Annotated in this window: 21 protein-coding genes; 6 read left to right on the top strand and 15 right to left on the bottom strand. The window is 42.2% G+C overall.

What is annotated here, in order from left to right; all coding sequences use genetic code 11:
- Window positions 1-33: 33 nt before the first annotated feature.
- From NSU15_RS10170 to NSU15_RS10135, 8 genes are all read right to left on the bottom strand, one after another.
- A protein-coding gene (locus NSU15_RS10170; protein WP_339287498.1) for an IS3 family transposase occupies window positions 34-1,592 on the bottom strand; the annotation gives its coding sequence in 2 pieces (ribosomal slippage) (window positions 34-959 and window positions 959-1,592; 1,560 coding nt in all).
- Between the two features lie 88 nt (window positions 1,593-1,680).
- Window positions 1,681-2,817, bottom strand: a complete 1,137-nt coding sequence (nspC, locus tag NSU15_RS10165) for a carboxynorspermidine decarboxylase (protein ID WP_042126170.1) — start codon at window positions 2,815-2,817, stop codon at window positions 1,681-1,683.
- Window positions 2,818-2,827: 10 nt separating this feature from the next.
- Window positions 2,828-4,027, bottom strand: coding sequence for a saccharopine dehydrogenase family protein (locus tag NSU15_RS10160; RefSeq protein ID WP_042126167.1), 1,200 nt, complete (start codon window positions 4,025-4,027; stop codon window positions 2,828-2,830).
- 270 nt (window positions 4,028-4,297) lie between these two features.
- Complete coding sequence (locus NSU15_RS10155; protein WP_339290188.1) at window positions 4,298-5,188, bottom strand: DUF5808 domain-containing protein; 891 nt, start codon at window positions 5,186-5,188, stop codon at window positions 4,298-4,300.
- Entirely contained in the window at window positions 5,167-5,691 is a 525-nt protein-coding gene (locus NSU15_RS10150; protein ID WP_339290186.1) for a hypothetical protein, read from the bottom strand. Before NSU15_RS10150 ends, NSU15_RS10155 begins: the two co-directional genes overlap by 22 nt.
- Before the next feature lie 12 nt (window positions 5,692-5,703).
- A complete protein-coding gene (locus tag NSU15_RS10145; protein ID WP_042126163.1) occupies window positions 5,704-6,099 on the bottom strand; it encodes a GntR family transcriptional regulator in 396 nt (131 codons plus the stop codon).
- Window positions 6,100-6,178: 79 nt separating this feature from the next.
- Window positions 6,179-7,666 (bottom strand): stalk domain-containing protein, encoded by a 1,488-nt coding sequence (locus NSU15_RS10140; RefSeq protein ID WP_339290183.1) that lies wholly within the window; start codon window positions 7,664-7,666, stop codon window positions 6,179-6,181.
- A gap of 42 nt (window positions 7,667-7,708) precedes the next feature.
- Window positions 7,709-8,491, bottom strand: coding sequence for a DUF4830 domain-containing protein (locus NSU15_RS10135; protein ID WP_339290181.1), 783 nt, complete (start codon window positions 8,489-8,491; stop codon window positions 7,709-7,711).
- A 303-nt stretch (window positions 8,492-8,794) separates the two neighbouring features.
- On the opposite strand from NSU15_RS10135, the gene NSU15_RS10130 reads away from it, so the two are divergent.
- Window positions 8,795-10,681 (top strand): LTA synthase family protein, encoded by a 1,887-nt coding sequence (locus NSU15_RS10130; protein WP_339290179.1) that lies wholly within the window; start codon window positions 8,795-8,797, stop codon window positions 10,679-10,681.
- 68 nt (window positions 10,682-10,749) lie between these two features.
- Here NSU15_RS10130 and NSU15_RS10125 read toward each other — a convergent pair whose 3' ends face one another.
- On the bottom strand, window positions 10,750-12,471 hold the full coding sequence (locus NSU15_RS10125; protein ID WP_339290177.1) for an alpha-glucosidase: 1,722 nt from the start codon (window positions 12,469-12,471) through the stop codon (window positions 10,750-10,752).
- A gap of 272 nt (window positions 12,472-12,743) precedes the next feature.
- Between NSU15_RS10125 and NSU15_RS10120 the strand changes: the two genes are divergently transcribed.
- Window positions 12,744-13,739 carry a LacI family DNA-binding transcriptional regulator gene (locus tag NSU15_RS10120; RefSeq protein ID WP_339290176.1) on the top strand — a complete coding sequence of 332 codons (996 nt, stop codon included), beginning with the start codon at window positions 12,744-12,746 and terminating at the stop codon, window positions 13,737-13,739.
- A gap of 40 nt (window positions 13,740-13,779) precedes the next feature.
- On the opposite strand, the gene NSU15_RS10115 is transcribed toward NSU15_RS10120, so the two are convergent.
- Together NSU15_RS10115 and clpP are read right to left on the bottom strand one after the other, a co-directional pair.
- On the bottom strand, window positions 13,780-13,986 hold the full coding sequence (locus NSU15_RS10115) for a hypothetical protein (RefSeq protein WP_042126156.1): 207 nt from the start codon (window positions 13,984-13,986) through the stop codon (window positions 13,780-13,782).
- Between the two features lie 21 nt (window positions 13,987-14,007).
- The gene (gene clpP, locus NSU15_RS10110; RefSeq protein WP_042126154.1) at window positions 14,008-14,589 is read right to left on the bottom strand and encodes an ATP-dependent Clp endopeptidase proteolytic subunit ClpP; all 582 of its coding nucleotides are present in this window, start codon (window positions 14,587-14,589) and stop codon (window positions 14,008-14,010) included.
- A gap of 237 nt (window positions 14,590-14,826) precedes the next feature.
- Here clpP and NSU15_RS10105 point away from each other — a divergent pair, with 237 nt between their 5' ends.
- Window positions 14,827-15,657, top strand: a complete 831-nt coding sequence (locus NSU15_RS10105; protein WP_339291303.1) for an RNA polymerase sigma factor — start codon at window positions 14,827-14,829, stop codon at window positions 15,655-15,657.
- A 524-nt stretch (window positions 15,658-16,181) separates the two neighbouring features.
- Window positions 16,182-17,072: an NAD-dependent epimerase/dehydratase family protein gene (locus tag NSU15_RS10100; protein WP_339290174.1), complete on the top strand. Its 891-nt coding sequence runs from the start codon at window positions 16,182-16,184 to the stop codon at window positions 17,070-17,072.
- A 423-nt stretch (window positions 17,073-17,495) separates the two neighbouring features.
- Here the strand turns inward: NSU15_RS10100 and NSU15_RS10095 are convergent, their stop codons facing one another.
- The gene (locus NSU15_RS10095; RefSeq protein ID WP_339290172.1) at window positions 17,496-19,283 is read right to left on the bottom strand and encodes a methyl-accepting chemotaxis protein; all 1,788 of its coding nucleotides are present in this window, start codon (window positions 19,281-19,283) and stop codon (window positions 17,496-17,498) included.
- 247 nt (window positions 19,284-19,530) lie between these two features.
- Between NSU15_RS10095 and NSU15_RS10090 the strand changes: the two genes are divergently transcribed.
- Complete coding sequence (locus NSU15_RS10090; RefSeq protein ID WP_339290171.1) at window positions 19,531-20,460, top strand: MerR family transcriptional regulator; 930 nt, start codon at window positions 19,531-19,533, stop codon at window positions 20,458-20,460.
- A gap of 157 nt (window positions 20,461-20,617) precedes the next feature.
- On the opposite strand, the gene NSU15_RS10085 is transcribed toward NSU15_RS10090, so the two are convergent.
- Window positions 20,618-21,076: a DUF2798 domain-containing protein gene (locus NSU15_RS10085; protein ID WP_339290169.1), complete on the bottom strand. Its 459-nt coding sequence runs from the start codon at window positions 21,074-21,076 to the stop codon at window positions 20,618-20,620.
- A gap of 136 nt (window positions 21,077-21,212) precedes the next feature.
- Here NSU15_RS10085 and NSU15_RS10080 point away from each other — a divergent pair, with 136 nt between their 5' ends.
- The gene (locus NSU15_RS10080) at window positions 21,213-21,629 is read left to right on the top strand and encodes a helix-turn-helix domain-containing protein (RefSeq protein ID WP_076120037.1); all 417 of its coding nucleotides are present in this window, start codon (window positions 21,213-21,215) and stop codon (window positions 21,627-21,629) included.
- Window positions 21,630-21,707: 78 nt separating this feature from the next.
- On the opposite strand, the gene NSU15_RS10075 is transcribed toward NSU15_RS10080, so the two are convergent.
- Together NSU15_RS10075 and NSU15_RS10070 are read right to left on the bottom strand one after the other, a co-directional pair.
- Complete coding sequence (locus NSU15_RS10075; protein ID WP_339290166.1) at window positions 21,708-23,645, bottom strand: FAD-dependent oxidoreductase; 1,938 nt, start codon at window positions 23,643-23,645, stop codon at window positions 21,708-21,710.
- 205 nt (window positions 23,646-23,850) lie between these two features.
- Entirely contained in the window at window positions 23,851-24,687 is an 837-nt protein-coding gene (locus tag NSU15_RS10070; protein ID WP_339290165.1) for a MerR family transcriptional regulator, read from the bottom strand.
- Window positions 24,688-24,715: the final 28 nt, after the last annotated feature.

Below are 24,715 nucleotides of genomic sequence, written 5' to 3'. Positions count from 1 at the left end.
CGTCAAGTAGACAGTACAAAAAATAAAAGTAGTTTAAGCGGCCTTAGTCCTAAATTCAATGGGACTGAGGCCGTTTAATTTTGCCTGCAACCGTTCGTTATTGTAAAAGTGAATGTAGGTATCAATATCTGTTTGGAGTTCTTCAAAGGTCTGGTAGGTATGTAAGTGGTACTTCTCACATTTCAATGTTCCCCAGAAGGATTCCATCGGCCCATTGTCAATGCAACAGCCTACTCGGGACATGCTTTGCTTCAGTTGTGAATCGTCCAGCATCTTCTTAAAATGCAGAGAGGTATACTGGAAACCGCGGTCGCTATGGAGTAAGGTTCGGCTCTCCGGCGCTGCCTGTAATGCTAATTCCAGCGTGTTAAAAACTAGCGAATTATTATTGGAATGGCCCAGAACGTAAGCAACAATGGAATTGTCATACAGATCTTTTATTGCACTTAAATACGCCTTCTTACCCTTGCCGTATTTGAATTCAGTTACATCCGTTACCCATTTTTGGTTTGGAGCTTCCGCCTCAAAATTACGGTTTAGCACATTCTCCGCGACCTGCTGAGGCGTGGAGCCTACATACTTCTTTCTCTTTCTGCGGATGACAGACTGGATACCTTGGCGTCTCATGAGTCGGTATACTCGTTTTGCGTTAATAGATTTGTTCATTTGTCTGCGCAAATGCAGGGTCAATTGACGATACCCAAAGGTTCGTTCCACCTTCTCATACAAGAGAAGCATAGCCTCTGTCAGTTTCTCGTTTTCGGTCTCTCGGGAACTAGGTTTGCGATTCAACCATTTATAGTAACTTGACCGTGAAATCCCTACGATGTCACACATAAGTCGAATGGAGCAAGACTGTTCCTGTTGAACGGCTTGAATGGCCAGGTAGATGTTCTCCTGGCGAATGGTTCTTAACGTCTCCTCCTTTCGAGTTCCTCTAACTTTTTTAGAAAAGCATTCTCCGCACGCAGGCGTGCATTCTCGTACTCCAGCTTTTGCATCGCGAGTTTGTGGCGAGCTGCTTCCGTAAGTTCTTCGGGCGCTTTAGTACGTCCTCTGCCGTCACGTAACGCCTCTTCACCGCCTGCTTCGTACTTCTTTACCCAGCTATATATTTGTTGGTAAGACACGTGGAAATGGCTTGCCGCCTTCGTGTAGTCTTCTCCGTTCGAAAGGCAGTACAGCACGATATCTATCCGTTCCTGCCAAGTGGTTACGCGTCCTTTGGTCATAGCTTTAGATCCTCCTGAATGAGCTGTTAAGCTGTTGCTATGACCATTATACTTCCTAATCCAGTTAGCGAGTTGGGTTGAACTTGCAATCTTATACTTGCAGATGATTTGGTTTTGTGACAATCCTCCCTCGAGATAATCCTTAACGGCATGGAGTTTAAGTTCTGCGGAATACGTACGGTTGTGGCTTCGAACTTCCAGCCCTTCGTACCCATACAATTGATAACGTTGCCGCCACTTCACTATAGAGTTTTTGGATAATCCATACTTTCGGGCCGCAGCTTTCAAACCAATGTCGCCCCGTTCAATTTCTTGGAGAACCGTTAATTTTTCGAGTGCCGTATACTTCTTTTGTTCCATAAAAATACTCCCCATACAGCAGCAGGTTTTTATTATTTCGCCTGTCTACTATATGGGGAGCATATCATCACGGGACACCTTTTTATTCTTAAGATAAACGTCCGCTGAAATCTTCGAAAGCGAACTGTTTGATTACTTTGATTCCCTCTTCTTCATTGTAACTAACAATGGAAGGCAGGTTCACGCCATTAAACATATGGTTCTTCACCATGGAATAATGGGCCATATCAAGGAATACGAGTCTATCACCGTATTTCAAAGGCTCCTTGAAAGAATAATCTCCGATAACGTCTCCCGCTAGGCAAGTCATTCCACCTAATCTGTACGTATAAGGATATTCTCCCGGTTGTCCAGCATCAATAATGTTCGGACGGTACGGCATAGCCAGCACATCCGGCATATGGCACTCTGCCGAGGTATCGAGAATCGCAATGTCCATTCCGTTATGCATCACATCGAGAACGGTAGCTACCAGATATCCGGTATTAAGAGCTACTGCCTCACCCGGCTCCAGATAGATTTCCACACCGTAAGTCTCTTTCATGTGCAGAATGCATTTGACCAGGGTCTCCAGGTCATAGTCAGGACGTGTAATATGATGACCGCCACCGAAATTAAGCCATTTCATTCCTTTGAGATAAGGTCCGAACTTCTCTTCGACTACCTTGAGCGTACGCTCAAGTGTATCCGAATTCTGTTCGCACATGGTATGGAAGTGTAGTCCATCAATGCCCTCAAGCTCTTCCGGTCTGAAGTTAGGGAGAGTTACTCCCATTCTGGAATAATTGTAACACGGATCATACAGCGGAACTTCGATCTCGGAATATTCCGGATTCACTCGAATGCCGCAGCTGATATGCTTCGGTGCGCTCTTTACGCGATCCTTGAATCGATTCCACTGGTCGAAAGAATTGAACACAATGTGATCGGAGTATCCAAGGAGCTCATCAAACTCACTATCTATATAAGCTGGTGCGTATACATGAACCTCTTTGCCCATTTTTTCATAACCAAGTCTGGCTTCGAACAAGGAGCTTGAGGTTACGCCATGCAAGTACTTCCCAACCAACGGATACAAGGAGTGCATGGAGAAGCCTTTTTGCGCAAGCAAAATCTTTGCTCCAGTGCGTTCCTGTACAGAATTCATAATCTCAAGATTACGTGTAAGCAATCTTTCATCTACAAGGTAACATGGTGACGGGACTGCGCTGATATCAATATCCATTTCTCGCGCCTTAGTCCAGCAGCGTTGGCGAGAAATCTTCTTGCCAAGGCAGACCATGTTTATTTAAAGCTTCCATGAATGGATCTGGATCGAACTCTTCAACGTTGAATACGCCTGGTTTCTTCCAGATACCTTTTATAATTAACATCGCTCCGATCATTGCAGGAACGCCTGTAGTATAGGAAATGGCTTGGGAGCCAACCTCTGCATAGCACTCTTCATGATCGCAAACATTGTATACATAATAAGTTTTCGGCTTTCCGTCTTTGGTTCCTTGGATGATACATCCAATGTTCGTTTTACCTTTTGTTCTTGGTCCCAAGGACGCCGGGTCCGGCAAAATCGCCTTCAAGAATTGTAGAGGAACGATCTCTTTACCTTCATACATGATAGGCTCGATAGAAGTCATGCCAACATTCTCAAGCACTTTCAAATGCGTCAGGTAGTTCTGCGAGAAGGTCATCCAGAAACGGATCTTCTTCACACCCTTGATGTTAACGGCTAAGGATTCCAATTCTTCATGATACAAAAGATAAATATCCTTTGGTCCAATTTCCGGAAGATCGTATACCTTTTTCTCGGAAAGCGGTGCAGTTTCAATCCACTCGCCATTCTCGAAATAGCGGCCATTGGCTGTAATTTCACGAATATTGATTTCAGGATTAAAGTTTGTTGCAAATGGATATCCGTGATCACCAGCATTGGCGTCTACAATATCAATGGTATGAATCTCATCAAAATAGTGCTTTTGAGCGTAAGCTGTGAACACGCCCGTTACACCTGGATCAAATCCACTACCAAGCAACGCGGTAAGGCCTGCTTTTTCAAATCTTTCTTTATAAGCCCACTGCCAAGAGTATTCAAATTTCGCTGTATCTTGTGGTTCATAGTTGGCAGTATCCACATAGTGTACTCCTGTTGCCAGGCACGCATCCATGATTGTCAGGTCCTGATATGGGAGAGCGACATTAATAACGACATCCGGCTCAAAGCTCTTGATCAGTTCAATGACTTCGTCCGTATTATCTGCATCGACCTGAGCAGTAGAAATCTTCGTGCGGCCTCCGGCTAATTTATCTTTCAGAGCGTCACATTTCGCGACAGTTCTGCTAGCTATGCAGATCTCTTCAAATACATCCGGGTTCTGGCAGCATTTGTGAACAACAACACTGGAAACACCGCCAGCGCCAATAATTAACGCTTTTCCCAAAATAAAAACCTCCTAAAATTCCATTTGCAAAATCAACAAGGCTGATTATACATAATATTTTTGAATAAATCAATAAAAACCGACAAAAAATGATGTTTATTGTGTAAAATCTCCAAGGATTCTTGTTAATACTCTTGAATGCTCATATTTCCTCGATTATCCACCTATACATCCCATGAAAATCGTTGGAATGGAGTGAATTTCCGGAAACTAGGACAACTAGATTATTCTATCACAAGAGGGTTCTACTTCATACGATTTATTTTAATTTCAATGAAAAATTCCACTCCCTTTCTGCAGCTCCGCATAAGTACGTTCAGTCTCAGTGGCATCTTTGGCGTTGTAGAGCACATACACCTCTGGTAATTTGATCACAATATACGGCGGAGAATTTTTAACAAGATATGCTTTACTCTTTCCGTACTCCTCAAACTTAAAGTTTCCAATAGCTACCGTATCCGTCGCTACGCCATTTGTTCTTCGGCCTCCTGAAGGGTAACTGTCCACAAGCTTAAGCTCTTGCACATCTTTCATAGCGAAGCTGTAGTTGTACATCGGATATTTAATCGAAACGGTACCCTTTCCATCTGCAGTTAATGTAGGTGTTGAGAAATCAGCCTGGACGCCCATCCACCCCGTCCCGATCAACAGCAATGCAACGAATACAAAGAGGCCGTAATATATACTCTTACCCGTTTTTGTCCCAATATTAATCGTAGTACCAATCCCAAGACGCTTCGGAACCATAACAGAACGATCATTGGGGTTATTATACGTTGTCCCATTGATCCAATATTCATCATCATCCGTATAAAGAATTTCATGTTCTCCTTTAAGGAGCGTTGTTTCAAATTGCTTCAATTTATAATGGACGTAAAAGATCCCTAGGACCGGAACAACAGAGAAAAAGAAGATACCCAGACTCCATACTATAGTTGAAGCTGTCCCATTTAAGGAGAGGGCATATACCGTAATTACGGCGATGCAGCTATTGATTATAGCCATGCCAAACCAGAGCAGCGACCAATATCTACGATTAGCTTGATTAAGCAGGATATTAGTCTCGCTGTTGTCCGTGTACACTTTAGGCTTCATTCGATTAAAGGATACTGCAATAACAAAGAAAAACACAGTCAACCCTAATGCTGTGCCACCAGCCATTCGAAGAATTTCAATACTTCCCTCCGGACCGGAATCGTAAAAGATAACGCAGCAATCAGGGCAGGAATTATGTACCAGTATAAAGAAAGGCTCATTTTCTTTTTTAGCAGGGATAGCTTAGTATCTATTCGAACCATTCGCTTCTCTCCTACGAACCACTCATTCTCCCGCTTCAACTGTGTAGCCGCACGATGTGCTTTTATGAAGGGAATTCGAAGCAGAAGCACCATTGCACACGTCCAAACATAAAAAAAGATCAGTGAAAGAGATATATAGGAGCTTAAACATAAGATAGGAATCAAGAATAAAATTAATAAGAATCCATACTTTTTGTACATCTTCCCAGTTGAGATTTGCAGTTCGCGAAGACGTTCATCCTCAAGAGCAAAACCCGGAAGACTAACCCCAAACCACAGATTGTCCTTTGGCTTCAAAGTGCTCATAAACGTCAGAAGCATAATCACAAAAATAAACACAGCTATAAAAAAGAAGAAAATAGCCATCTGAGCGTCCCCCTATTCCGTGATGGATGTAGACTTAAACGATACCGATGAAAAGATTCCGGCACACATTTGCATAAACTCCTCCCGTCCAATCCCTTTTACACTAGCCTCCGAAATGACTAAGCGAAGTTCATTTTCCAGCTTCTCCTTAAACTCTGGATGTCCATTCCCTATAGGAGCAACTGTTGCACCATGCCTGCGATCTATAGATATGAAGCCTTCATTCTTCAAAATTGCGTACGCTTTGTTCACGGTCATTGCATTAATACCTAAATCTTCAGCCATTTGCCGCACTGTCGGTAATTTCTCCCCATCCGCCAGTTCACCTGAGCCTATCCCAATCACGATTTCATTTCGGAGCTGTACATAGATTGGCGTATCACTTTTAAAATCAAGCGTAATGATCATTTTATCCTTCCATTCAAAAAAAGTATTATTTGTATTAGTTAGACTAATACAAATAATACTTAATGTCAAAATCCCCTATCTAATTCGTATGGATTTGAACAGCATAAGCCTCTGCATCCCAATCCACTTTAGCGCCTAACATTTCACTGATTAGTCTTAATGGGACATACACACTATCATTAATAAAGACCGGCTTTTGATCTGTGGCTATTACTTTTCCATTTACAGTCGTTTGTCCACTTACCGAATTTAAGATTATCGTAGTAGATGTAGATTCCTTCACGGCAATCACTGATCTCGCCGGAACGTCCCAACGTACATTCACGCCCATTTGCTGAAATATTCCTCTTAGCGGAACGTACGTAGAATTGTTTAGCAGTAATGGAGGCATGGTCAACTCCATTTCATTATTGTTCAACTGCACCTGAATCGATTTCTTCACGGGCTGAGGCGTGTCAATCATAAAATCTCTAACCCCCAACCCAGTCTGTCCAAATTCATTCGTTCCCCATGCGAGAACATGACCGTCTTTTAAGAGCACATAATGATTTCTGTTCCCGCTGGTAATCGAAACTGCATTTTGAATACCACTAATCTGTTTAACATTCATCTTATTTTTATCGCCAACTGTCCACTGCCATACGGTTCCATCGGCTTTTACTGCAGAGTCCGTTGTCATAGATACGACATCAGTGAGTCCTGGAATCTGAATGGGCTGTAAAGTTCCACCCGGATTCATATCTGTGTAATTATTCCATAACCAAACGGTGCCATCCCATCTTAAAGCTACTCCACTCCACCCATCCGTATCAACAGCTCTATACTCCCCGCCGCCTTTAAGTAGGGTAGGCTTTAGAACCGCATCCTTTTTAATGCCTCTAGTTTTAGATGAGCCCCATACCCACACCTCTCCGCCGTTCCCAAGTGCCACTGAATTATTCGATCCTGCAGCTATAGCTAAAATGGAGGGTAGTCCTTTCACTTGCATCGGTGACAGCCCGTTTTTCCCCGAATTGTCGCCAAGTTCTCCTTGCTCATTGCCTCCCCATGCCCAGACCGTTCCGTCTTTTCGAAGCGCTAAGCTAAATGAATCGCCCGCTGAAACAGAGGTCACATCGGTTAGCCCTTGCACTTGAACGGGATCAACAGTAACCGTCAACGACTGCGTTCCAGTGCCAAGTTGTCCATGTTCATTCCCTCCCACAGCCCACACGGTTCCATCATCTTTCAATATCAAATTATGACGGTAGCCACCTGAAACTTGCTTTACATGATCGATATGCATTTTGACTGGAGTATACGCCGGCGTCGTTGCCCCATTACCAATAGATCCGTAGCCACCACCCCAAGCCCAGGCCGTTCCATCTGCTGTGATGGCATAAGCACTTCTATCCCCCGCATCCAGCCCTGTGATACCTGACAATAACTTCTTTTCATCTGGGAAATTCACTGTACTATCCGCTGCTACCACTAATGGAGAGAGCATAATCAAGCTTATAACAGTCCCAATAACAGTTTTACATATCATTCTTACTCGCACTTTAGAGATCAAACCTTTTTTGGACACTTGCGATCACTCCTTTTTAATAAGAATAGATAATCTAACAACTCACGGCCCCGTTCCAAGTTCTCCAATCTTCCAGCCGTTATCATGCTTGGTCAACACTGCGAAGCGTGTCTCCTGACCATCTGGGGTATCGAACACAGGATTTAGCGATTTCATGTACAGATCGACCACAACATTTATCGTAGTACGATCACCGATGTCTTTAATTTCTGAACCAGAATCATAATCCATCACTTTATAAGCGTTAGGTTTAGCCTCTACGATACTTTCACTGAGTGCATTTTCACCACCAAAACCCGAATTATAGAGATGATATGCTTGACGGTTAACCGTCAATGCCGTGAGTAAGGCATTAGGATTCAAACATGCACGAGCACGGGTATGATTACCCTCCTGAATCGCTTGAAAAAAAGCATCCAGCAGTTCGAAATGTCCTAATGAGGCCAAGTCTCCGTTCTCTCCTGCATCAGCAAACAGCCCCTCCGAACCAGGTAGCCCGTCGACTAAAGAATACCGCCATGCTTCAACATCACTGCCCTTCAGTGTAGTCAAATCAAAACCGGCATCTTTAGAGAACACGTTAGCTAATCGCCAGTAAAGTCCCTCTGGATACTCCCCTAGCTTCACCTCCCAATCCTGAGGTACATCCACCAAGAATTTATCGGGTTGGCTCTGAACTTTATAATCCAATGTTTGTAAAAAAACCTCGGGCTTCCAAATGGAAGACTGAATCGTCGGCGAAGCCTTCTTCCCTCCATTACATCCCATATTTAAAAACAGAAGTAAGCAGGTCAGTACAATCATAATAAACTGACGCCGAGCCATGGATAATCCTCCTCTACATTCACTCCCTCTTATTTAGACTGTGGAATATTATGTAAAGTTGCGAGAAACTGTAATTTTTTAAATCAATTTATACACATTTAACCTGTAGTTTAGGATTGAAGCTGATTTTAACTGTTTATATGGCATAAATCGCTTGTTGCTGCGCTCTAGATCTCTCGTCCGTCTTTTGACACACGAAAACTTCAAGAGCATAATAAGCATCGGCATATTGCAACGGATTCCCACAACATACAGGGTTATGCAGAATTTTAGTGTGTTTTGCACCAGAGAGGATGATAACGAATGAAAAAAGATTTTCAAATAAAAAATAAGCCCTTTCTAATCTTTAGCTTCATCCTGCTCTTAAAATGCGCAGTGGCCTGGTTCGTGGTTTTTAGTGACGGCCCTAATTGGAGCATGCTGCTCACAGAGATCCCGTTCTTCTTTATCGTCTTTGGACTCATTGAGTGGATGGCTTCCAAACGGAAGTTTCTGTATTACATGATTGCGAACTTATTCATTTCAGTGATTTATTTTGCCGTCCTGATGTATTACAAGTATTACGGTGTAATTGCTACTTACCATGCTTTGGAACAAGCAGATAAGGTAACCAAGGTCGGAGAAAGCACGTACTCCTTGCTGGATCCTTACTATTTGTTCATTTTTGTGGATATTGTAGTCTTCATGTTCTTTATGTTCCGTCCGAAATATATTGCGATCTGGAAAGAAAGAGGCATGAACCGGCGCATGAACCGAACCGCCTTACTTGGGATCATTAGCGTATCTCTTGCAATCTGTGTCTTTAATGTTTGGCCGAATCACGCAAGTATGAACGAGAATAAAAAGGCAGAGAGTATGGGGATTCTCAATTACGAGGTATATACCATTTTTGCCGACACCACGGAAAAGCAAGAAATGATCGACAGTAAAGAAATTACGCAGCAGTCTGTGGACGCTGCAAAGGGAATTACGGAGCCAGTCTCTCCAAAGTATTGGGCAGCGGCTCAAGGTAAGAATCTCATTGTAGTGCAAATGGAATCTTTTCAGAATTTCCTGCTTGGTTTAAGCATTGATGGACAGGAAGTAACTCCAAATCTAAATAAGCTTATAGCAAGCGAACATTATTTCAATAACTTCTATACGAATGCGGGGCAAGGAACAACATCGGATGCAGAGTTTGTAGTGAACACCTCTCTATATGTTCCTCATCACGAAGTAGCCACTTCCTCCAACTATATGACTAAGGAACTTCCTAGCTTGCCCAAGCTGATGAAAGCTAATGGATATAATACAGCCACCTTTCACACCAACAGCGTAGAATTCTGGAATCGCAAAACCTTATACAAGGTGCTGGGCTTTGATAAATACTACGATCAGTCCTTCTATGGAGATGATGATCATATCGCATTTGGTTCTTCCGATGAGGTGCTGTATGCCAAGACGGTTCCTGAATTAGTTAAAATGGATGCTGAAGACGATCCTTTTTACGCGATGGTTATCTCTATGAGTGCTCATCATCCTTATAAAATGCCAGAATCTAAATTTAAAATGACGCTGCCTAAAAGGTACGAAGGAACCTTGGTCGGCGACTATATTTTAGCCCAAAATTATGCGGATTACGCCATGGGACAATTTCTAGACGAACTGAAGTCCAGCGGGTTATGGGACGATAGCGTGATTGTCTTCTACGGAGATCATCAAGGTGTGTCCCTGTATTCCCTTGACGGCAATGAGAAATCATTAATGGAGGAAATGGTCGGACACGAGTATGGATATACCGATATGTTCAACGTTCCTTTCATTGTTCATGCTCCAGGCATTGACCAGCCTACTGTGTACACACAGACAGGAGGTCAGATTGACATCTTACCAACTGTAGCTAATCTGTTAGGGATTTCTATGAAGGACCAGCTCCACTTCGGAGAAGATCTGATGAATCAACAAACCAATCTGCTACCTGTCAGACATTTTCTTCCTACTGGTTCTTTTATTAATGACACAAGCTTGTACTTGACTGGTGTCGATTACAATGATGGAAATAACTATAATCTAATCGATGGCTCTGAAACTGAAGGCGGTTCGACACAAGCGCAATTTGATGCCGTTCAGCGGCTCCTGAATATGTCTAATAGTTATATTTTGCAACGGCCGGATTTATCTACTACGGATAATGGCGAACAGAGTAAATAATTGATATTCAAAAAAAAGAATGCCCTTCAGCCATTGGCCGAGGGGCATTCTTGTGTTTATTAAAGTAATTAAACCGTTGTTGCAGGCACACTCTCACGAATTTCCTCTTGCTCTACAGGTGCGCTAACCAGCATATACACACGAGATTCGTAAGGGCGTAATGCCACTGTCTCGATTTTCTCAGCAGGGTCAACTTCATAGTTATTCAACAGCAACTCACTGGAGTCAAATTCCAAGTCAAACGGAAGGTCGAACAGCGCTTCCTCTGAAGACAGGTTTGACATGACCAGCAATTTCTCATTGCCCAGTGTACGAGTATAAGCATAGATTCGTTCATCTTCAGGCAGGATCAAATCATAGGTTCCATAAATGGTAATAGGATTAGCGGCCCGAAGTGCGATTAGCTTTTTATAATGATGATAGATGGAATCAGGGTCCTGCTTCGCACGCTCCACATTGATCTCCGTGAAATTAGGATTGACCTTCATCCAAGGCTTGCCGCTACTGAAACCAGCATTCTCAGAGTCATCCCATTGCATTGGCGTTCTAGAATTGTCGCGACCGTTCTTCCAGATAACCTCCATGACTTCTTCATGTGATTTTCCGGCTTCTGTCTCAAAACGATACAGGTTCTTCATCGCCACATCATCATAATCATCCATCGAATCAAATCTTACATTGGTCATCCCAATTTCTTGACCCTGATAAATAAACGGTGTTCCTTGCATTAAGAAATACATCGTAGCCAGTGATTTAGCTGACTCTTTCCAGTACTGGCCATCATTACCCCAAGTTGAAACCGAACGCGGCTGATCGTGATTTTCGATAAAGAGTGCATTCCAGCCTTTACCTTCAAGACCTTTTTGCCAGCGGGAAAGTGCTGATTTCAGCTGCAGAACATCCAAGCCGCCGGTAACACTCTTATTCCAAAGGGCTAAATGCTCGAATTGAAAAATCATATTAAATTTGCCCTGCTCCTCGCCTACCCACATTTCCGCTTGATCGACACTAACACCACTCGCTTCACCAACGGTCATAATGTCATAACGATCAAATGTTTCCTGTTTCAGCTCCTGAAGAAAATCGTGAATTCCTTCCCGATTCATATGACCTGCACCGGACGAAACGAACGGAAGATGATCTGGATTTGGCAGATCAGGAAGTCCTGGGATTTTCTTAATATGTGAAATAGCATCCACTCGGAAGCCGTCGATCCCTTTATCTAGCCACCAATTGACCATACCGTACAATTCCTGACGTACTTCAGGATTCTCCCAGTTGAGGTCAGGCTGTCTTTTGGAGAATACATGCATGAAATATTGCTCTGTAGCAGGGTCAAACTCCCAGATCGAACCGCTAAAAATACTCTCCCAGTTATTTGGTTCCTTTCCGTCCTTAGGATCTCTCCAAATATAATAATCACGTTTAGCATTATCCATGCTTGAACGTGCTTCAACAAACCAAGGGTGTTCGTCTGAAGTATGGTTAATGACTAGATCCAAAATCAGCTTCATGCCCCGTGCATGAACCTCGCTTAATAGCTGATCGAAATCAGCCATACTGCCGAACTCCGCCATAATATCCTGGTAATCTGAAATATCATATCCATTATCATCGTTCGGGGATTTATAAATAGGACAGATCCAAATGACATTGATGCCAAGGTCCTGTAAATAATCAAGTTTTGAGATGACTCCCTGCAGATCTCCAACACCATCGCCATTGCTGTCCATAAAGCTCCGTGGGTAAATTTGATACGCTGTGGCTTCTTTCCACCATGTTCTGTTCAATGTATGCAGCTCCTTCGTATTCATATACCCTCTCAGGAAAATATTTTCCTATTTAATTCACGAATTAGTGATTTTCATAATAAAACTTAAGATTATCGACTAAAAAACTATCTATTCAGGGTTTATTCAAGGAAATTATTTTCCTATGCGATCATTATAGGATCTTTTATTTTCCTGGTCAATAACAATCTTTTGGATTCTTGGAGCTATCCATGATATGCTTGCGATATATTCTAGAACGAATACAAGCTTGGAAAGTTATGGTGATATTCTTGAAGGTAAAAATTAAAGATATAGCCAAAATGGCTGACGTTTCAATAGCTACCGTATCAAGGGTTGTCAACAACAGCAAACCGGTAAACGAGGAAGTTCGTAAGCGTGTATTGGAAGCCATGAAACAAATGAATTACCGTCCTAATGTCATCGGTTCAGATGCAGGTAGATCGGATACACCTCTGATAGGTGTCATTATTCCGCAGAACAGTAATACCGTGCTTGACGATTTCAATATTGGCATACGTGATCTCGCCGAGCTATATGGTTATGATGTTTTGGTCGGGTTAACAGACGGAAGTGTGAATAGTGAACTTCATTATTTGAACTTATTCCACCATATGGGGACTGAGGGTTATATATATGTAGGCTCGGTTCCGAGTAAGGAGCACTTGGAGATTATCCAAAAATCCGGGTCACCTTGCGTGTTAGTTGGAGAACAATCTCAGATTGATTCGATCCCTTCTGTCCATCTGGATAATGTTACCGCTTCCTATGAAGCCGTTACTTATCTGATTCAGAAAGGACATAGAAGTATTGGCATGATCCGGGTATCTGGAGATAACGCAGTAGGTGGCGATCGATATCGCGGCTATCAACAAGCGCTTATGGATGCAGGTATTTCCTTAAGAGAAGAATGGGTAGTAGAAAGTGGAATGGCCGTAGAAGATGGAAGCGACGCAATGCGCCGGATCAAGGATAGCGGAGAACTGCCTACTGCGGTTTTTTGCTCCACAGATTGGATGGCTGTTGGAGCGATGAATTTCCTGATCGATAACGGTATACGGGTGCCAGAGGATGTTGCGGTTTTTGGATTCGATAATAGCTTTATCGCTTCTGTCGTTCGGCCCAAGCTGTCCTCAGTGGAATACTCCGGAACGGAGATTGGAATGACCGCTACTCGAACCTTAATCAAGCTGATTAAAGGGGAGACTGGTATTCAGCATCATGCCAATGTGGCTCATTATTTGGCGATTCGGGAAAGTACGGGTTAGGGAAAACTTCCCCTAACCCTATTTTTAAATCTGATAATGGTTATTGTGTAAATCCTACTCGTGCACGTTCTCGTCCTTTAGTATCCAGTGTAATAGAACAGATGGAAGTAATGGGAATATACAGTTCTTCGAATTCTGTCCGATATTTGATAAACTTCTCACTCACCGTTTCCAAAATACCTTTTCTAGCGTTAGAGCCATCTACAAAATAAATGGTTACCTCTTTGCCCTGCAAAGCTTCCAGCATAACCCGCTTCACTCCTTCAACTTACAGATTTGTGATGACTTTGTCGATAATCCCGTACTCTACCGCTTCATCAGCTGTCATGAAATAATCCCGGTCCATATCTTGTAGTACCTTTTCCACCGTCTGCCCGGTTCGGTCTGCTGTAATTTGCACAAGCACTTCCCTTAGCTTCAAGATACGTTTAGCTCTGATCGCAATATCACTAGCCTGACCCTGTGCTCCGCCATGCGGCTGATGTATCATAATCTCACTGTTTGGCAGCGCATAACGTTTACCTTTAGCCCCAGCTAACAATAGAAGTGAACCAAAGGAAGCCGCCATCCCTGTGCAAATCGTATTTACCTGCGGTTTAATAAGCTGCATCGTGTCATAAATACTAAATCCTGCTGTTATGGAGCCTCCTGGACTATTGATATACATGTGTATATCTTTATCTGGATCCTCTGCCGATAAGAACAATAGCTGGGCAACTACACTATTCGCCAATTGATCCTCAATCTCTGCCCCTACAAACACAATCCGGTCTTTTAGCAGCCGTGAATAAATATCGTAAGATCTCTCTCCTTGATTCGTTTGTTCAATGACATAAGGAATGTACGCCATGTGTATGCGACCTCCATCCGTTAATTTTTATTTGAAATCTACCCTGTAAACGGATTAGTCTTTGGATAGGATACGTTCAGAGAACAAAATATTATTTTTATTATTGCGTATCTTAATTTAGCGCTCATTCGTTTATTATTAGAAGTAACCGAAATCACTTTACCGGAAAAGGGGTTATGCAGTGTGATCAGCCTTGAGGAGCTTAGCACCGGCCATGAACCGGATGAGAATCATACCATGTCTTTGCAAATGGCGCTGAAGCGGTATTGCCTTGCACTGACACAATCCCCATGGGAAGCCGAAGATTTGGCTCAGGATACTTGGGTCAAAGCACTGGGCTATTTGAAGACTTCCGAACATACGAAGCTGAAGAGCGAAATGAACGATACAAATGAAAATAACCCAACCCATCAAATGAGCGATACAAGTCAAATGAACAACAATACAGATCATACAATTCGTACGAATTTCAGCTCGCTGACGAATCACCCGAATCCCGAGGCATTGCTTCTGCGGATTGCCAGAAATACCTGGATAGATATCACACGGCGTAAAGCCACGTTGTCGCGGTTACTGGATATGGATCAACCTAAGACTGAAGAAGCAGCAGGTTATGGCTCATTTGAGATTGAGGCTGCTTTTCAAGCCTTGCAGAAGCATTTGTCTCCCCTACAGCAAGCGGTGTTCCTGCTCCGCGATGTATTCGAGTACTCCGGTATTGAAGCCGCCGAGATGCTCGACACCACGGAAGGAGCTGTCAAAGCTGCTCTACATCGAGCCAGGCAAGCCCTTTCTGCCGTAAGGCAAGAGCTTCTTCAAGCCGACGGTCCCTCTTTACCGCAGGACACGGAATTACAAATTGCTCTGAATCACCTTGCTTCTGCCTATGAACAAGGGAAAATTACCGAGCTTATCGCATTAGTCCTCGCGGATGAAAACCAGGAAGCTGTATTGGCAGTGTCTAGCCAAAGCTTACAGAGCTTCCAAAGCGTTCAACCTTTCCAGTCTGGCGGATTCAGCTCCACAGGTTGGAATTATGCCGAGCCTGGAATGCGAATGGTGGCTTAGTCTTTTGTAATGCTATCTCGTGATGCCACAGTAGCTTAGCTTAATATGATACGTTATGTTATAACCGAACAAATATTAATTTTGGAAAGTGTGCGTTTGGTGTGTAGAAATAGGTTAGTTGGGTTAGTTGGGTTAGTTGGGTTAGTTGGGTTAGTTGGGTTAGTTGGATGAGTTGGGTGAGTTAGATGAGTTTAGCTATCCTTTAGCTTTGAGCTAGTGATGTTGTAAAATGTGCAACAGAATCCAAGAAATCAACGCTAAAAAACGAATCTACTGCAGGATCTGCAATAGATTCTTTATAAAAGTAGCTTTTAAGGCAATTTCTCATCTCTTGATTGTACAAAGTGCAATAGAATCTGATTCTATTCTATATATTTGAGATTCTATTGCACAAAGTACAATCAAAACAATAAAACTCCCTTACATATCTTTATGCGTAACGATTTCAAGCACAATCCCCAGCATTCAAACGACAATCTTCATTTAAACTTACAAATAAGCATTAGTTGGTGAGGAGTGAAATTATGAGGAAGATTCTTATTTTAGGCGGCACGCGCTTTTTTGGAAAAAGATTAGTTGAACGGTTGCTACAGGATTCCGCGAACGACGTAACGATACTGACACGTGGAGAAACTAGCGATTCCTTTGGAGATCGCGTTCACCGGATCCATGCGGACCGTTTCCAACCAAACGAGCTCACTCAGGCGGTAGGAGATTCATTGTGGGATGTCGTGTTCGATAATATTTGTTATTCACCGGATGAAGCGGATCAGGCACGCCGGATTTTTGATGGTAAAACAAAACGGTACATTCTCACCTCAAGTCTATCCGTGTATGATTTCAGCGAAGAGGCCCTGACCGAAGAGATTTTTGATCCTGAAACATACCCTATACACTACGGAGGACGGAATGATTTCACCTATCAAGAGGGAAAAAGACTGGCAGAAGCCGTCTTCATGCAGCAGGCTAGCTTCCCAGTCGCTGCGGTTCGCTTTCCAATTGTACTGGGAATAGATGATTATACGCGAAGACTTCATTTTCATATCGAGCATGTCCGTAACGGGCTACCTATCGGCATACCGAATCCTGAAGCGCATATCTCCTTTATTCGTTCGGATGAAGCTGCTGATTTCCTATATTGGTTAGGCTGCTGTTCTACTGTGACAGGACCGATCAATGCTTGCTCAGACGGAACGGTTAGAATTAAGGATGTTCTCAAAATGATTGAAAAAGAAACAGACAAGCAAGCCATTATCCTTAACCAAACCGATGACGAGCATATGTCGCCATTCGGAATTGAACACTCCTGGTTTATGGATACGACAAAAGCCCAGTCCGCGGGCTACAAGTTTCTCCTTCTAAATGACTGGCTTCCAGAGCTAGTTAGCTCCCTGAACAAAACTTACGAGGAATAACGCACATCCTATACAAGCACGCATCATTCATCTATGCGATTCATCTATGAGATAAGAGCTACCCCTAAGTAGATATTTTCTACGAAGTTGGTAGCTTTTTCACTAAAACCTCGGTGAGCATTTCAGATAACTGCACTCTATACAACTAAACCACACTAACAAAGCTTATGTTCGACTTTAGTTGTATTCAGTGCAATTAAAAACTAGCTAAACACCACTAACGGTCTTTCCCGGAGAAAATAACTGCACGAAATACATCTAAACACTTTATAAGGAAAACTCATCCTTTAATAGCTGCATTAAATACACTTAACGTGCAAAGAAGGTAGTTAGAAGAATCTCTCCTCTAAACTACCTTTTTACGTTACAGAATTAGTGTGAATCAAGTCGTTCCGATAGGCGAGCAGTCAATCAACCCCTCCCCTAAGCGGAGATTGTCAAATAGGACTGCTCCGCAGGCGCAGGCGTTTCATCGCCAGTTGAGTCACTGTCCTCTCCAGCGATAATTTCGTCTACTATATCCGAATTAATCTTGAAGACGTTAATTTCCTTGAATAATTTTTGTGAAATCTCATTAATCTCAACCGCTTGGCGGGCAATATCGTGAATTGCATTATCCTGTTGCACGCTAGAGGCATTCACTTCCTGAACCCCTGCCGCAGTTTCCTCAGCAATAGCCGCCACGTTATGAACAGACTCCGCAAGTCTACGATTCATGGTCTGTGTCATATCTACCTTGTCATGGATTTGCCCAATCTGCTTACTAATCTCAATAATTGACTGATCTATCGCTTCAAAAGATGACAACGTTTCGGCCACTTTTTGATCCTGTTCTTCAAGGTTTCCTTTGGTCTCCAGCATATATTGCTGGAATTCATCCATCCCAGCTTGCAGTTCGTTAATAATCTGACTGATATGTACGGAGGACTCTTTGGTCTGATCTGATAATTGTCTCACTTCATCAGCTATGACTGCAAAGCCCTTCCCATAAGCTCCCGCCCTTGCCGCTTCAATCGCAGCATTTAAAGAGAGAATATTGGTCTGGTTAGAAATGTTTGTAATCGATTTAGTTATTCTAGAGATATCCTTCGATTGGTCGCTCAATTTGGTCAGTGCAAGATACACCTTATTCACAGACTCACGTGAATGCTCCGATACCTCGCGCAAAGCGATGACGGACTCGGAACCTTTTCGAGTATTGTGATTAGCCGTTTGACTGGTCGATAGCATAACCTCGGTATACTCGGTAATTTCATGAACTTCCCGTTCCAATTCTTGAATCAAGCCTGCACTCTGCTCAGATTGTCCGGCTTGCTGCTCAGCGCCTACAGAGATTTCCTGTATTGTGCTTACGATTTCTTGATTCGTATGAGCGGTAATCGAAGAAGATTGTTGAAAAGAGTGCGAATAAGTCGCGAGCGAAGAAGCAACAGATTGGGTATGTTGAAGCATCTCTCTTACCCGCAAAACCATATGGTCAAAATGATGACTCAGACTTCCTAACTCATCGTTATATGGCGAATTAATCTGCTGCCGTAAATCTCCCTCAGCAATTTTTCGTAGAGCCGCTTGCAGCTTATTTATAGGGTTCAAGAAGGAACGTATAAGCATAACAGCAATAATAATTGTGAAAATGAACACTAGTATTGCTGCATAGGTTCCCATAGAACTGGTCAGATTTAATAAATCAAAAGAATAATCTTGAGCCTTCTCTGCGTTCTCTGCTGCTGCGGTATATAGTTTCTCATTAGTCTCCAGCATAGCCTTATTCATAGCCAATGCCTTCGTATGTAATTCATCTATTCGTTCCAAAACAGCCATAGGATCAAGCAGCTCGTCCTTTATAGTATTTACTAATCCGTCAAAATAACCTGTATATCCTCCAACTTGATTGTATAATTGTTCTAACTCCTTAGATGCTGGAGAATCTGCCTCAAACTTCACTTTGCCCAATTCTTCCATTAGCTTTGTCTGTTTATCCTTAAATGGTTGAGTAAACTCCAAATCGCTAGAACCCGCTAGAGAGGTCTCCACACCGTTCATTTCTTGAAGCAGTTGAGTAATAGTGGATACTGTAATTCTTTTTTCCATCTCCATTTTTTGCGTTTCCATAGAGATTTCTACTTGATTGATTTTATAGTTTTGGTATAGCGCTACCCCTAGAAAGAATAGTACCACGGCAGAAAAACTCAAGATCAACTTCCACTTCATTGATAGATGCATAGACCTAGCCTTCAACATTATCATCCTCCGTATAAAGCCTCATATAGCAATAGGTACTTTTTACTAATATCTAAATTGTAGAAGCTGTACATTAAATACCGGGCACAGTTTTGTATGAGAATTGTAAATTATGTCGAATACACGGGCTATAACTACCCTATTGCAATTGACGTAACGTTAAGTGCTAAAATATTTCCATAGGGCGCCTTATCAATCTATAGAACGGGAGTTGTCTATGAGTGGATTTGTGACTATTGATAAGCTTTCTACGCAAATCGGACTGACGAGTCGGACGTTGCGTCACTGGGAAGCGCAAGGATTGTTTGAAAGCCACCGAGAGGCTAGCTCGGGTTGGAGAATTTATGATGAGCACGCAATACTCGCTATTCGAATCACCGCATTTTTAAGAAAACTTGATATTAGTATTAAGGATATCGGTACCGTCCTACAGAGCATGTCCGTTCAGTCCTTATATGAAATACTCCTTCAGCAATCTGCTTCAATTCATAAGGAGAAATCTGATCTCACACAAAAAGATCGTGAAATCCGCTTCTTCCTACAACTAATATCCGCACGTATGGAGGAACCCATAACTAACCATTTGTTATTAGCGTTGAACGAAGAGTCATCCAATTCATTAGATGTTACGAATGAGAATGAGGAGGTTCTATCTATGACAACGATTAAACACTCTCCACCTATCCATGTAAGATTCATTACACTTCCGCCTATGAGATTTGCCTATAATATTGCAGTCAGCACGTCTCCAGAGGATGAAGCAATGGCTCCTGTTACGGAATGGTTAGAGGCTAACCATCTCTTGGGGACGGCACGTCTATTTGGTGGGAATACACATCCGCATCCAAGTGGTGAGAATAATCCTTATGGCTATGGATTTTGTGCCTCCATTCCTGAAAATGTAGAAATACCAAGCCAGCTTAAAGAGATGCGGTTCGATGGCGGTCTCTATGCAATGACAGAAAGCAGCGATGATATCTACGGCTCATGGCAAGCATTAATGAGTTATTTGGATAATAACTTGGATTATCAGGCTGACCACGATTCAAGATTATGCCTTGAGGAGCATATCCGTAACGATAGTCCAAAAGGCAGCGGAAGTCAGTATGTATTAAATCTGCTGGAACCTGTAAAAAAGAGATCATAGAACTGTCTATCTATTAAGACCTTCTCTTAGAAGGTTATAGAATAAAATGCTCTCCCCTGCCCATCATGGCAGTTGGAGAGCATTTTGTTTGTTTTCAAGAAACTAGAGTGTCACATAAGATTGACCCAGCTTTGCGTAAAGGTGATGTTAATATTCTCTATGCAATAGCCGGAGTAATCTTTACAAAGATAAATCGTGTAAGCGGCCCGATCAATAAGATTTGCAGTGGAAGTGCAACAATGAAATTCTTACCGATCGCAGACAGATAAGCCATCGGTAGTTCTGAGGAGAACCCTACATGAAGAACTGCACCGTAGAAGGACATAAACAACACCATTCCGGTCACCATAAAAAAGGATATAAACATAATTTTTTTGATCATCGGATCATTCTCTTTAACCAGCTTATGCGCAATCCCCTTCGCAACCTTACCTACAACAAATACATCCAGAATTAAGGCAACAAGAAACGCTGGTACGTAGCCGATGACTACATCTTTAACTACCGTATCCGACCAGCCCTCCATCAGCACTACATTGTAAATGCTCATCCCCAGCACCATCAATGCACACATGATAGACGTAAATAATAATGCTTCTTTTTTGTTTCTTCCCATCTTCAAGCTCCTTTTATCTCTATATTGTCAACTTGGATTACAATACCACAGCAATTTGAAATTAGTCAACCGAGTTGACAATAAACTCAAATGACTTATACTTGGATAAAACGAACGATGATTTAGGAGTGTTCATATGGATAACCATCTACAAGAAATGAACCTAATTGATTTACTTAGTGAGAAGCATTTAGTCTTACGTAAAATAGTGACCGACCAAGACCCGGATCAAATCAACAAGACTGAATCCCATATCCTGGCGGTTCTTGAGGCACATCAAATGCTCTCGATCTCAGAAATCAGTAGAATTATTAATATTTCCAGGCAGGGTACACATAAAAGCATTAAAGGACTATTATCACGTAACTACGTAGAGGCCGTTGAAGTCGAAGGAAATCAACGTGACAAAAACATCATTCTTAGCCAGAAGGGAATCGCATGCAATCAAAGAATGATGGTCACCAAAATTGAATTAGAGCAAAAAATTGCCAACAAGCTTGGAGCAGCTAACGTAGAGCTTCTCAAAGCTTTGCTAAAAGAAGAATGGCTCTAATCTCCAGCTAAAAAAGACGCAGAGTTCTCCACCCTGCGTCTATAAAAAATATTCAATTATTTTCCGGGAAATGGTTTGTTACTTAGATTTCTCTAATGCAATGTTAGCTGCGCTCTCCCCGCCAAGACGACCTGAGGTAAAGGAGTACCCAATACCAACGCCGTTTCCAACATAAGTATCATTAAACAACACACCTTCAGATTCTAGACCTACAGCAAACAATCCTTTCACTGGTGTCCGTTTATCATTCAGAACTTGGAATTTTGTATTTACTAGCAAGCCACCAACTGAACCCAGATTATTGATTTCAGCAATGATGGCGTAATATGGACCTTCTTCACCCATAGGTTCTAAATACTCAGCAGCTTTTCCAAATTCAGCATCTACACCATTTTTTGTTGCTTCTGTATAACTATTATAATTTTCTACAAACACATCAACATCCATCCCTGCATTCGTAGCTAATTCCTCAATCGTGTTTCCTTTGAAGCCATCTCCGTTCTCCACCATCGAATCAAATACTTTCTCGACATTTGTCCAAGGGTTCTCTAGTGTGAATTTATCGGCAAATTCAGCATAGAATTCCGGTGGCATTCCTGGAAGACTTGGTGCATGAACACCATTCATCCCCTTGGTCTGAAGTGCCTCCAGTTGTGATTTCGAGACGATAACCATGTGATACGGACCATTAAATGCACTTGTATTCGCTGCTGCAACCGAAGTTAACGTCGCCGCTTCATCTCTGAATCGAGCACCAGAAGTACCTACATTCATGAAATTCGGAAGATACGTCAACATTAGTGGATAACTTGCTTCAAAAGATTCATATTGTGCTTTGAGACCTTGTGTTGCTCTAGCTAATGTTTGATGAAGCATTTGTCCACCGAAGTTGTCAGGTACCTTGGCTCCAGCTTCCCATGCCATCTTAAGGCCTTCTCCTACGTTTTGTCCTAATCCACCGTTAACCCCTTCGAAACCAAACGCCTCTTTTACCATTTCTTTATTTGCAGCATAACCACCTGTAGCCATAACGACACTCTTCGCTGTGATTTCAAGTGTTGTACCATCTGCTTTCTCAGCGATTACTCCTGTAACTTCTCCAGCTTCATTCGTAATCAGCTTTTTGGCAGTCGTTTCTGTGATCACTTGTCCGCCATTTTGTTCAACTGATTCGGATAACATTTTACGAAGCGTTTCTTCACGTGTTTCATAAGCTGGAAGCACATGTAATTGCTCACCGAAGAAATTCAAGAAGCTAGTTTGATATCCTTTTTCGGCTAACCAGTCGTAAGTTTCACCGGATTTAGTAACATATTGTCTAATCGCTGCTGCATCCACTCTCCAGTGATTGTTGACAATCCAATCCGCAATTTCTTTTTCCACATTTACTTTTAGATTATTATTCGTAGCAGCGGATGAATTATAGAACTTACCTGCCCAGGACAAGTTACTCGCTCCCCCGATGACACCCGTTTTCTCTATAATAATAACCTTAGCACCTTTATCAGCCGCTGTAACAGCCGCAGATACACCGGATGCCCCAGCGCCCACTACAACAACATCGGTTTCAAGTTTTTCAGTTTTCCCTTCACCAGCTTTTTTTGCACCTCCGGCTTTGAGAACTTCAAGATTACCTCCACCTTTGGTTACGGCATCTTCCACAGCGGCAAGCATGGCTTCACTGGAAAGACTTGCACCACTAACAGCATCAACTGCCAAGGTTTGTCCTTCTAGAATTTGTGCTTTAATTTTTTCAAGTGCACTATCACCCAGTCCTCCTGTTTCCGATTGGCTTACGATCTTAATATCTTTAATTTTATCTGGCTCATCCATAGTTACTTCTACTTTAATGACTCCCTCTTTTCCTTCCGCTTCTCCTGTGAACGAACCGGCTTTAAAGGACGATGACGACTTAGCCGATTCCCCATTTCCCGTACATCCACTCAGCATGGAAACGATCAGCACCATACAAAAAGATAACATGAGCATTTTCTTGACGAAATTTCTGTTACGCATTTCTGTTCTCCCCCAGTGTCTAATATCTTATAACCTGATACAAATAACGTGATAATTTTCACAAAGATAATGATTAATCAACAACGACATCTGACAGGCTATATCCCGAAGTATAAACATTGGTACAACACCAAGGTCAATGTCTACTTTTTGTCCAACTAGAAGAAAAACATCTGCCCAAAGAGCAGATGTTTAATTAGAGTCACTATTTGATTGGGATATTCACTTCCAAATAAGATCTATTATGGCCTTCAATTTTTTCGGTGAGCAGTAATTTTCCAACCACATCTCCCGAAATGGAATAATGATTAGCTTCGATATAGTCAAACATGAACTGCAAGGAGTTCTTCGTGATATATTTTTCATCCGTACATAATATTGTTGCTGAGATACAAAGACTTGGGCTAATATACTCTGCGTACTCTTCGCTATCCATTTCGAATTGTTGCGCTTCATCTTCTAGCAAGGTAAGGCCCCAGCTATAATTAAAATTATTGTTTTCGCTGAAAAAGATGCCTGTATCCTCAATTCTAAAAGAATAAAACGCATACGGCAGCAGATCCATCCAAGTGTTGACTAAGCTTTTTACAATATCATTTTTTAATAATGCATTCTTATCCGTTTGCTTTAGTCTATACATACCTGGCAGCTGTTTAAGTTTACACGTATATAAAGAGGAGTCTAATTCTCTGAGTTCATTATGAATTTCATTCATCTTTTTTAGCAGCATCGTCTTCCGCTTGATCTCTTCTTCTAAATTTGACTCTGTTTCTTGCATCCTACCCATAACTTGCTCTAATGAAGACTCCTTCATCAGCGTTGCCACTTCCGGCAATGGAATTCCCATACTTCTGTACCATCTACTCATTAGCAAATCTCTTGCATCTAAGTCATTAAAATATCTGTATTTATTGCTGTTATCTTTAGTGGGCCTAACAATATCATGTTTCTCGTATAACCTCAGCGTATCTGCAGTTACACCGAGAATGGAAGCAAATTCCCCTATGCAATATTTCACCTGATGTCCCTCCATCCATTTCATGCCTACCCAGCCACATTAAATGATATAC

The organism is Paenibacillus sp. FSL E2-0201, from assembly GCF_037963325.1.
Lineage (GTDB): Bacteria > Bacillota > Bacilli > Paenibacillales > Paenibacillaceae > Paenibacillus_AQ.
Note: the sequence above shows the minus strand (reverse complement) of the source record. Positions and strands in the feature narration are given on the sequence as shown.